7 protein-coding genes are annotated in these 11,739 nt (G+C 49.2%); 3 read left to right on the top strand and 4 right to left on the bottom strand.

What is annotated here, in order from left to right; translation table 11 throughout:
- The first annotated feature begins 121 nt into the window (after positions 1-121).
- Both GGU45_RS13325 and GGU45_RS13320 read left to right on the top strand, forming a co-directional pair.
- Positions 122-2,131 (top strand): aceric acid hydrolase, encoded by a 2,010-nt coding sequence (locus tag GGU45_RS13325; RefSeq protein WP_435225461.1) that lies wholly within the window; start codon positions 122-124, stop codon positions 2,129-2,131.
- Positions 2,132-2,172: 41 nt separating this feature from the next.
- Positions 2,173-5,580 (top strand): glycosyl hydrolase, encoded by a 3,408-nt coding sequence (locus tag GGU45_RS13320; protein ID WP_435225459.1) that lies wholly within the window; start codon positions 2,173-2,175, stop codon positions 5,578-5,580.
- A 347-nt stretch (positions 5,581-5,927) separates the two neighbouring features.
- On the opposite strand, the gene GGU45_RS13315 is transcribed toward GGU45_RS13320, so the two are convergent.
- On the bottom strand, positions 5,928-6,635 hold the full coding sequence (locus GGU45_RS13315) for a hypothetical protein (RefSeq protein ID WP_435225457.1): 708 nt from the start codon (positions 6,633-6,635) through the stop codon (positions 5,928-5,930).
- An 82-nt stretch (positions 6,636-6,717) separates the two neighbouring features.
- The gene (locus tag GGU45_RS13310) at positions 6,718-7,218 is read right to left on the bottom strand and encodes a hypothetical protein (protein ID WP_435225456.1); all 501 of its coding nucleotides are present in this window, start codon (positions 7,216-7,218) and stop codon (positions 6,718-6,720) included.
- A 181-nt stretch (positions 7,219-7,399) separates the two neighbouring features.
- On the opposite strand from GGU45_RS13310, the gene GGU45_RS13305 reads away from it, so the two are divergent.
- Positions 7,400-9,538: a S9 family peptidase gene (locus GGU45_RS13305; protein WP_435225455.1), complete on the top strand. Its 2,139-nt coding sequence runs from the start codon at positions 7,400-7,402 to the stop codon at positions 9,536-9,538.
- A 318-nt stretch (positions 9,539-9,856) separates the two neighbouring features.
- Here the strand turns inward: GGU45_RS13305 and GGU45_RS13300 are convergent, their stop codons facing one another.
- Together GGU45_RS13300 and xerD are read right to left on the bottom strand one after the other, a co-directional pair.
- Positions 9,857-10,687, bottom strand: coding sequence for a DUF2911 domain-containing protein (locus tag GGU45_RS13300; RefSeq protein ID WP_435225454.1), 831 nt, complete (start codon positions 10,685-10,687; stop codon positions 9,857-9,859).
- 76 nt (positions 10,688-10,763) lie between these two features.
- The gene (xerD, locus tag GGU45_RS13295) at positions 10,764-11,672 is read right to left on the bottom strand and encodes a site-specific tyrosine recombinase XerD (RefSeq protein ID WP_435225452.1); all 909 of its coding nucleotides are present in this window, start codon (positions 11,670-11,672) and stop codon (positions 10,764-10,766) included.
- Positions 11,673-11,739 lie beyond the last annotated feature (67 nt).

Here is an 11,739-nt window from a genome sequence, read left to right as displayed (position 1 = left end):
AGATTGGTGGAATGATAGTAGTGGAATGATAGTGGTGAGATGATGGTGGTGAGATGACGTTGGTGAAATGATGATGGGGAGATGAGATTCGTGAAATATATAATTGAATGAAGCCGTTAAAATGAAAAGATCTTTTTTAATTGTGTTCCTTACATTGTGCACGGTAAATATTGCCGTTTATGCGCAGCAGGGGCTGGTAAACACCGTAAAAAGTCGCTACGCAGCTTTATCAATGGTGGGTCTTGGAGCGGTGAAATTTACCAATGGCTTCTGGGCCGAGCGTTTTGCCGTTTGTCGCGATGAAATGGTGCCGGCCCTTTGGCGCACCTATACCAGCGATACCATTTGTTATGCATTTCAGAATTTCAGGCGGGCAGCCGGCCTGGATACCGGCAATTTCAGGGGGCCCTCTTTTCATGATGGCGATTTTTATAAAACGCTGGAGGCGCTGGCGGCTATGTATGCAGTCACAAAAGACCCGCAACTGGATCAATGGCTGGGAGAAGCAATTGACGTGATCGGCAAAGCACAGCGGGCGGATGGCTATATTTATACAAAAAATATTATAGCGCAAAAACAAAGCGGGGCAAAAAAAGTATTTGACGACAAGCTCAGCTTTGAGGCTTATAACTTTGGACACCTGATGACGGCCGCTTGTGTGCACTACAGGGCTACGGGCAAAACCAGCCTGCTGCAGATTGCTGCAAAGGCAGCCGATTTCCTGATTGGTTTTTATAAAACGGCCACACCGGAACAGGCACGCAATGCCATTTGTCCCTCGCATTATATGGGACTGGCAGAGCTTTACCGCACTACCCGCCAGGAAAAATATCTTGCCCTGCTGGTAAAACTGATCAACATCCGCGGAGCGGTGGAAGGTACAGATGATAACAGCGACCGGGCGCCGCTTCGCGAAATGAAGAAAATTGTGGGGCACGCCGTAAGAGCCAATTACCTTATGGCAGGCGCAGCAGACCTGTATGCCGAAAACGGCGATAAGACCTTAAAAAGCACCCTGGATCAGTTGTGGGATAATGTGATCAATACAAAAATGTATATTACCGGCGGGTGCGGGGCTTTATATGACGGCGTTTCGGTAGATGGAACCTCTTATAACCCTGATACGGTGCAGAAAGTGCATCAGTCTTATGGCCAGGATTATCAGCTGCCCAACCTCAGCGCGCACAATGAAACCTGTGCCAATATTGGCAACCTGCTTTGGAACTGGCGCATGTTTTTAATAACCGGGCAGGAGCAATACATGAATATTGTAGAGCTGGCATTATATAACAGTATATTGAGCGGGGTAAGCCTGGATGGAAAGGATTATTTTTATACCAACCCGCTGGCCGCTGCAAAAAATGATCCTTATCAGCGACGGTGGAGCGGGGGACGAAAACCCTATATCGGTTTATCGAACTGCTGTCCCCCCAACCTGGTGCGCACCATTGCAGAAGCTGGCAATTATATGTATAGCTGGGGCCGGTATGGGTTATTTGTAAATATATATAGCGGCAATCATTTAAAAACGAAAACAGCCGATGGCAGCGAACTGGAATTAACACAACAAACGGATTATCCCTGGCAGGGCAATGTGGTAATCACCATTGATAAAGCACCGGCGGCCATGCCCATTCACCTGCGCATCCCCGCCTGGTGCAAAAATGCGGTTATCCGGTATAAAGGAACCACTCAAAACGTGAAGGGCGGTCAATATATAAAGTTAGAGAAAGGCTGGAAGGCCGGGGATAAAATTGAGCTGGTTATGGACATGCCGGTACAGCTGATGGAAGCAAATCCCCTGGTAGAGGAAACCCGGAACCAGGTAGCCGTCAGGAGAGGGCCGGTGGTGTATTGCCTCGAGTCGCCAGATTATAACGGCAATAAAATAACAGAAGTGCTCATCCCCGCAGGTATAAAATGGACCCCGGTCCGGACAACGCTTAGTCATGCAGGCTTTATGGCATTAACAGGAACCGCCAGGGCCACTTTCCATCAGAAATGGGCTCACACATTATACCAGGAAATGGAAAAGACGCAGCGGCCGGTAATGGTGAAGCTGATCCCCTACTATGCCTGGGCCAACCGGGGGCCTTCGGATATGTGTGTATGGTTGCCCCTGGCACGATGAGGATCAAAACAGCATTATTAAAACCCTGAACAGCTTTGACGATGCGTGTATCGGTAATGAAAGAAAAACAAATAACACAATGGATACTGCGGCGCCTGTTTTTATGGTTTTGGCTCCTTGGCGGTGCACAAATGGTATTATCGCAGCAAAAGACGGAGCCTGTGGAGGCTGTTTTCGCTAATCCGCCGGAGCAGGCCCGTCCCTGGGTGTTTTGGTATTGGATGCATGCGGCTGTTTCAAAAGAAGGAATCACCGCAGATCTGGAATCCATGAAAAATGCAGGAATCGGCGGCGCCTACCTGATGCCTATCGGCGATACATCGGTGAAACTGCCCTATACCCACCCGGTACGCCAGTTAACACCGGAATGGTGGCGTATGGTTCGTTATGCTATGAAAGAGGCAAAGCGACTGAACCTCAGGCTGGCAATGCATTTTAGCGATGGATTTGCCTTAGGCGGCGGCCCCTGGATCAGGCCCGGGCAATCCATGCAAAAGCTAACCTGGAGCAAGCGGTATGTAAAATCAGGATCAAAAGAGCCCCTGCAGCTGGAGCAGCCTCCATCGAACGAAGGCTATTACCAGGATATTGCGGTGTTTGCCTATCGCTCCCAAAGCCGCGCTGCGTTTGCAGATCCGCATATAAAGCCAACGGTAACAACCAGTACCGGTGCTGCAGCAGATTTTCTGGCATCGGCAGATGCAGGTAATAAACAAAGTTTCAAAGCAGATTCTGCTGCCTGGATCCGGTACCGCTATGCAACGCCGTTTACGGCAAGATCCGTGCGCATTCATACCGGCGGCAATAACTACCAGGCGCTTCGATTGGTTATAGAATGCAGCAATGACGGTGTGCATTTTAAAAGAGTAACCCGGCTGGAGCCACCCCGCCATGGCTGGCAGGATACCGATGAGGATTATACCTTTTCAATACCCGCTACCACCGCAAAATATTTCCGGTTTGTTTATGATAAAGCCGGCTCCGAACCGGGAGCCGAAGACCTGGACGCTGCAAAATGGAAACCATCATTAAAGGTGATGGGCATTTATCCGGGCGATGAGCCGGTGATTAACCAATACGAGGCCAAGAACGGCAGCGTATGGCGCGTAGCCGCAAATACAGATGCAGCGCAGGTTCCGGATGAGGATGCCGTGCCTTTAAAGGATATTATCAATCTTACGGGCAAAATGGATAGCGATGGTACGCTGCATTGGGTGCCCCCGGCAGGCCAATGGGCGATTGTTCGCATCGGTCATACCAGCACCGGCCACATAAATGCCACGGGCGGGGCGGGCAAAGGACTGGAATGTGATAAGTTTGATCCCGAAGCGGTAAAGCTCCAGTTTGATAATTGGTTTGCAAAAGCTTTTGAAAAAACAGACCCGGTGCTTGCAAAAGAAGTACTGAAGGTTTTTCATGTAGATAGCTGGGAGTGCGGCAGTCAAAACTGGAGCCGCCATTTTCTTGAGGAATTTTATAAACGGCGGGGGTATGATCTCCGGCCCTGGCTGCTGGCAATGACCGGGGTGCCGCTCGAAAGCGCCGCTGCGTCAGAAAAGGTCTTGCATGATGTACGTGCTACCATTGCAGAATTGATCCGGGATGTTTTTTATGCAACGCTGCAAAAGCTGGCGCACAAAAAGGGCGCCGTCTTCAGTGCGGAAAGTGTGGCGCCTACCATGGTGAGCGATGGATTGCTGCACTATCAATCCGTTGATATTCCGATGGGGGAATTCTGGTTGAACAGCCCCACGCACGACAAGCCCAATGATATGCTGGATGCCATAAGCGGCGCACATATTTATGGTAAAAACATTGTGCAGGCGGAGGCCTTTACTACTTTGCGGATGGATTGGAGCGAGCATCCGGGCAATATCAAAGTGCTGGGCGACCGCAACTTTGCCATGGGCATTAATAAAATGGTATTGCATGTATTTGCCCATAACCCGTTCCTCAACAAAAAGCCAGGCGTAACATTAGACGGAGTGGGCTTGTATTTTCAAAGAGACCAAACATGGATGCGGCCCGGTAAGGCCTGGATCGATTACCTGGCAAGGACATCCGCATTGTTACAATTGGGAAAACCCGTTGCCGATATAGCGGTGTTCACGGGGGAAGAGTTGCCGCGGCGTTCCGTATTGCCCGAACGGTTGGTACAAACCCTTCCCGGTCTTTTTGGACCTGCGGCCGTTGCTTATGAAAAAAAGCGAATGGAAAATGCCGGTCAGCCCATGACTACCCAACCCTCCGGAGTATTGCATGCAGCTAATATTGGGGATCCGGGCAATTATGTAAATGCGCTGCACGGTTATAAATACGATGGTGTGAACCCGGATGTGTTACTAAAGATGCGTGTGAAACAGGGGCGGGTTGTAACCCCGGGAGGTGCTTCTTACGCCGTGTTGGTGATCCCGGGCAAGCAGGCGCTCAACCCCAATAGCCGTCTGCTATCGGTTGCCGTGTTAAAAAAAATACGGGAGCTGGTGAGCAACGGGGCCAGGGTGATTATGGATAAGGGTTTTGATGCCCCGCTTGGCTTTAATGATAGTCCCGTTGCGTTAAATGAGCTATTGAAAGACTTGTTCAACCCCGAAAGTTCAAAAGGAAGACTGGTTGGAGCGCCCTTCCGGCAGCAGGATCTGCGGAGCCTGGGGTTGGAGCGGGATGTGGATGTACTGAGCGGCGGCGACACCATCGCCTGGGCGCATCGTAGCCTTGCAGATGGCGATCTTTATTTTATTTCCAATCCATTTGAGCAAAAACGCAGTCTTGAAATTGCATTCCGGGTAAAGGGACTGGAGCCTCAGCTGCTGGATGCTGTAACCGGCAGAATAACAGCGGCCGCCGGTTGGCGCAGCAGGGGCGGGCAAACAGTGGTGCCGCTGAGTTTAGAACCCAACGCTTCCGTATTTGTGCATTTTAAAAAACCAGGGGAAGCATCGCATCGTTTCGGGCAGCAACAGCCTTTGCAAACGCTGACAATCGTTCCGGGCAACTGGCGCGTAACATTTGATCCTGCTGCGGGTGGCCCTGCAACTGTAGTAGTAATGGATAGCTTAAAGTGCTGGAATACATTTGCTGAGCCGGGTATTAAATACTATTCCGGTACGGCGGTATATAAAAATCAGTTTAACCTGAAGGAAATAACACCCGGAAAGCCTGTATGGCTGGAGCTGGACAGCCTGTATAACCTGGCTTCCGTAAAGATCAATCATGCCGATTGTGGTGTGATCTGGACCTACCCCTTCAGGGTGGATATTTCAAAAGCAATAAAAAAGGGAACCAATATCCTGGAAATAGCAGTAACCAATACCTGGGCAAACCGGCTGGCGGGCGATCAGCAGCTGCCGGAAGCGAAGCGGGTTACCTGGACCACCGCACCCATCCGGCTACAGGGCAAGCCATTGCTGCCGGCCGGTTTGAAGGGAACGGTACGGATCGTTCAGTAGCAGCAACTATTACCGCCGCGCTGCGCCTTTCATTTGCCTTGCCGGGTATTCCATTTGCGTTGCAAAACAATAGGGTTATGACAATACTTGCTTATAGTCATCCTGAACTTGTTTCAGGATCCGGGGATTCATGCATAGAGGTCGCATAGAAGTTGAAACAAGAATAGATCCCGGGTCAAGCCCGGGATGACATCTTGGGTGACATCATGCTGTAAAGTGATTTTTGATACAACCTTGAGGCGCAGGCCAGGGTTCGCGTCTTCACAAGCCATTTAAGAGAGCCGCCGGTTTAATAAAAGTAATACCGGCGCAGGCCTATCTTTCATTGATCGGCTAAATGCGGGATGCTATTGTTTAGGGCGTATAAACTCCTTATAGCGATCGTTGATATAGGTGGTCATATTTGTATGGTCCAGGGAACGGGCAAGCTGATAGGAGGGCCGGTACTGGTACAGGAACCGGCTCAGGGAATCGCCTTTTAAACCCGTGAGCCTGCTGACACGGATGGGAGAAAAAACATAATCAATATAAGCCTCTTTTTCGTTTTTGATCAGCTTTTTCCGGAACTTCCGCTGCTCACGGGATTTTTTTGAAAAATGGCTGATCGGGCTTATAGAAATGCCAAACCCATCCGTAGGACGATTGCCCCCGGTGATACCGGGACCTTTTTCAAAATACTTGCCATACTGCTCCCTCCGTTCTAAAGAATCCAGCTGGTAGTTGCTGGTTACGGTTACATTGCGCAGCGTATGCGGATCCGCGGTCAAACCCACATCATAGCCCGTCTTTAGCAACTGCTCCTCTACCTTTACCGTATCACTGGTTAGGCCGGTAAAAGAAAAAACAACGATGTCCCTGTTCTTTGCTTCAATAACATAGGAGCCTGAAGACGAAGCCTGTATTACTTTTCCAGTTGTGAGGTTGGTAACGGATGCTCCGGGAACGGGCGTATCATTGGTGTATATAAAAATATTACCCCGCAGGTAGGTTTGACCAAATGTTATGGCAGGTAGTAGGGCAAACCCCATCAGTAATATGAAAATATAGCGCCGCATCAATCACTAAAATTAAGCAGGCTTTCTTTTCTGGCCTATCCAATGTTTTGTTAAATAGCCGCCCTCCATGCGGCCGTGTAACTTACCGCGTATCGCCGGGTTCAAAGAGATTCAGTGTATAAGTTTTGAGCAAATCACCCGAACTTTTTTTTGTTACCGACCACTGTGCTTCATTGAAGATGTTATAAGGGTCCGCTTCGCAATGGGCTGCCGCAGCGTCAGAAGAAAAGAGCTTACAATTGATATCTGTTTTTTGTTTATCCCCAATAGTGACGCGGGCCATATTAAACTCCGGTGATGCAATATGAGGCGGACAATCCTTTAAACAAATGGTTTCTACCACCTGGGTGCTCGAATTGGCATCCACAAGGATCTTTTCACCGGAAAAAAGAACAGTAGTATCACCATTGGGTTTGATCCGCGCGTTGAAGTATTGTATGGTGACCGCCTCCGGAAGCGGGTTTTCAAAAATAGTGGTAAGCGTATATTGGCCGGGCGTAGATTCCCCATTCTTCTGGCAACCGGTAACTATTCCGGCAATGCTCCAAAGCACCAACAACTTTATATACCTGAAACCACTCATTTACCTCGTTTAATAGTAGACGCATTGGTTTTTCAAAATGAAACAGGTAACTCCTCCTTATAATAAATAGTAACAAAACCCGGCGGCCAGGAACCCGATAACTGGCAACCCATATACAAATTTCCGAAAATTTCAATTAATTTGGCCGGAAATTTTTCAGGCAGATTTAATTGTATTGTTTATGAAGAAAGGTCTCTTGCTGGTGGGTTTTGTTCAAATGATGCTCGGGTTGGCCGCACAGCAAAAAAATATACGAACCCGGGCGGATTATGACCGGGCCGTAAGCGTAATGAGTGGAGGTAAGGCCGCTAAAGCCTACAGCAGTCAATCCATTAACCCGCAATGGTTGCCCGATGGCAGGTTGTGGTACCGCCTTCCGGCAACCGGGCAGTACATTGTTATTGACCCTTCTGTAAAAAAAGGGGGGCAAACCGTAACGGAGCAATCACCGGCTGTTGTCAGGCCGGCGCCTGTTAAGATATCCGGCGCGCCGGGAGTGCTTTCGCCGGATGGTAAAAAGATGGTTTATATTAAAGACTGGAATCTTTGGATAAAAGAAATCGCTACCGGAAAGGAGCGGCCGTTGACTACCGATGGCGTAAAGGATTTTGGGTATGCTACTGATAATGCCGGATGGACGCATTCAAACCGGCCCATTGTACTTTGGTCACCGGATAGTAAAAAAATAGCCACATTTCAGCAGGATCAGCGTCATGTAAAAGATATGTACCTCGTGCGCACAAAAGTAGGCGCACCGGAGCTGGAGCAGTGGAAGTATCCGCTACCCGGCGATAGCGCCATTATAAAAATACACCGGCTGGTGCTGGATGTGGAAACAACCGCAATGATCCGCTTTAAGATGGCCCCCGATGACCGCCGGGGTACGCTTTGTGATGATATCGCCTGCGATGGCAGTTTTGGTGATAATGATTGGAGTGCAGATGGTAAACAGCTGGCTTTTGTGTCTGTAAGCAGGGACCATAAAATTGTACAGTTCCGCGTAGCCAATACCAGCACCGGAGAAATCCGTACCCTGTTTGAGGAAAAAGTACCCACGCAATATGAATCGGGCCAGGGTATGGCTAACTGGAAATTTTTGCCGGAAACCAATGAAGCCATCTGGTACTCGGAACGAAGCGGGTGGGGCCACCTTTACCTGTACGACCTGGCTACCGGCAACGTAAAACAGCAGATCACCCGGGGCAATTTTGTGGTTACTAAAATGCTGCGGGTCGATGCAAAAAAGCGGCAGATTCTTTTTGAAGCAAAAGGAAGGGAGCCGGGAGAAAACCCCTATTTCAGTCATTTTTATACCACCGGTTTTGATGGAAAGCGGCTTGTATCTCTTACGCCCGAGCCCGGAAATCATTCCCTAACCCTGGCGCCCGGAGCGCGTTATTTTATTGATCGATTTTCGACCCCCGTTATGCCCCCGGTTACCAAACTGAAAGATCTTTCCGGAAAAACCATTCGCGAGCTGGAGGGTGTAGCGCTTTCTAAATTGAAAGACGCGGGCTGGCAGGCTCCTGAAATATTCAGCGTAAAATCAGCTAATCAGCAGTTTGATCTCTATGGATTGTTATATAAGCCTCAGCACCTGGATCCCTCAAAGAAATATCCCGTAGTGGTGTATATCTACCCGGGACCACAGGGCGGCAGCGTTGGAAACTGGTCGTTTAATGTTGCCGCCGGGGACTTTCAGGCGCTGGCTGAACTGGGATTTATTGTGGTGCGCCTCGAGGGCAGCTGTAATCCCAACCGTTCCAAAGCGTTTCATGATGTCTGCTACGGACACATGGGAGAAAATACATTACCGGATCAGATAGCAGGGGTGCGGCAGCTGGCGGCAAAAAACGGATTTATGGATCTGGATCGCGTAGGTATCTGGGGGCATTCCGGCGGCGGTTTTGCAACGGCTTCGGCCATGTTTAAATATCCCGAATTTTTCAAAGTGGGCATTGCCGAATCGGGCAATCATGATAACCGGAATTATGAGGATGACTGGGGAGAGCGGTATATTGGTCTGCTGGAAGGCGATAATTATGAAAAACAGGCAGCCCCTTTGTATGCCGGGAACCTGCAGGGGAAACTGTTGCTGGTAACCGGGGGCATGGACGATAACGTGCCGCCTTATAATACCTACCTGGTGGCGGATGCGTTGATCAGGGCCAATAAAACCTTTGATCTGCTGGTAATACCCAATGCCCGGCATGGTTATGGAGCAGATAGCTACTATATGATGCGGCGGCGATGGGATTATTTTGTGGAACATCTGCTGGGAGCCGTACCTCCAAAGGATTACAAGATCAATAATCCCTGATCGGTCGTTTCGAGCTCCGCCGGGAAACCTCTATGTAATCGTGTACCGGAGCCCCGCCGGGAACCCTTTCCCAAATCTCCGTTTCGAGCTCCGCCGGGAAACCTCTGTGTAATCATCTATCGGAGCTCCGCCGGGAAACCTCTATGTAATCATGTACCGGAGCCCCGCCGGGAAATCGTTGTATACCTTACTATATTAAAAATGAAGTTGTCTCAAAAGCCAAAACCTGATTTATTAGCTGGAAAGACTTGTATTTAAGCAACCAAAGACTTTCCGGCTTTCCGGTAAAAACACTTTTGAGACGACTCCATCTAATGGCTACAACTCGGCAATCAGCTTTTGATTATTGCGCACATAATCATCGTTGTGGTTTTCTTTTGCCAGCAGCATTGATTTTTCCGCCGCTGCTTTTGCTTCTTTTTTCCGTCCGGCTTTTGCAAGCGCCCGGGCATATTGGTATTGGATCCAGTAGGCTTTAGGCTGCGTTTCAACAGCTTTAGCAAACCATTCAATGGCTTTGTCAAGGTCTTTATTATTTTCCAGGTAATAAGTTGCTGCCTGGAAATACGCCGGTTTTTCAGATTTTATCGATGCATCAATGGATGCCATGATCCGGGCATCAATAATGGTTTTAATAGGCACGGGAACCACTATATTACCCCAGGATAATTGCAGCTCACCCGTGGTTGGCGTAATATTGGCCAGCTGGATGGTAAACGTCTCGGTGCTGTTTTTTACAGTTACGGGAACTGCCTGAACTCTTACCACGTCATCAGCTTCTTTGTAGGCCGTTGGGTCGCTGGTTACATCTGTCTGTTTGGTGAGGATCACTGTCCATGATTTTGGCCCCGGAATGGTCAGCAGCCCATATTTTCCGGCAGGGATCGTTTTGCCGCCAATGATCACCTCATCGCTTACGGTGAGCGTGGTGGCGCTATTGGCGCCTGTGCGCCAGAGCTTTCCGGCAGGAGCAAGATCGGTGTATAATTTCCGGCCTTTGAGGCTGGGGCGACTGTAAGACCATTCGAGTGTGCCCAATCCGAAATCCTGTTTAATGGTTTGCGCCGGGCTGGGAACCGGTGCTTTTACCTGTGCCTGGGTAATGGAGATGGTGCCTGCAAGAAGGAGCGAAAAGAAGATACGTTTCATTGTTACTTGTTTTTGATACCTGTAAAAATAATGTAATATTATGAGTGGAGCCTGTGCTCCCGCAACCTAACAACATTTAGTTGTTTTTGTTGAAAAGCGGGTGAAACTGATGCAGCGTTTTTCGAAGAAACTCCCGGTCCAGGTGGGTATAAATTTCAGTAGTGGTAATGCTTTCGTGCCCCAGCATTTCCTGTACGGCACGCAGGTTGGCGCCTCCTTCTACCAGGTGGGTGGCAAAGGAATGACGAAAGGTATGCGGAGAAATGGTTTTTGTGATCCGGGCTTTTGCCGCCAGATCTTTGATGATCAGGAAGATCATTACCCGGCTAAGCTTTGCCCCCCGTTTGTTTAAGAACAGGATGTCCTCACTGCCGGGTTTTACGGCCATATACCGCCGGATCTCCTGCAGGTAGATCTTTATGTATTTGGTGGCCGCATCGCCAATGGGAACCAACCGCTCCTTATCTCCTTTGCCAATCACCCGTATATAACCCACATCCATATAAAGCTGCGAAATACGCAATTGCACTACTTCACTTACCCGCAGGCCGCAGCTATACATCGTTTCAAGAATCGCTTTGTTACGCGTGCCTTCAGGCTTGCTGAGATCAATGGTCGCAACGATGCTTTCTATTTCTTCAAAGCTCAGCACATCCGGGAGGTTGCGCCGCGTTTTGGGAGCTTCCAGCAGGAGCGCGGGGTCTTGCTGAACAATATTTTCCAGCAGGCAATAGCGGTAAAAAGCACGGATACCGGAAATGATCCGGGCCTGTGAAGCAGGTTGCATCCCCAGTTCCGCTATCCAGCCGATAAAGGACTGCAGGTGTTTCAGCGTAATATCGGCCGGCGCCAGGGCCAACGACTGAAGTTGCAGGTACTCCGTAAGTTTGTCCACATCCCGCAGATAGGCTTCTGTAGAATTGCCCGAAAGCGATTTCTCCAGTTTTAAATAAGCCTGAAAACCTTTTTTATAGGAGTCCCACATAAATTAACAAATGTAAAATATGAAATGAAGAATGTAAAATGAAAAAGGAGCACTGTTTATGAAAAGG

This window comes from Niabella hirudinis, assembly GCF_051201075.1.
Taxonomy (GTDB): Bacteria; Bacteroidota; Bacteroidia; order Chitinophagales; family Chitinophagaceae; genus Niabella; species Niabella hirudinis.
This window is presented reverse-complemented; position numbering and strand designations above follow the sequence as displayed.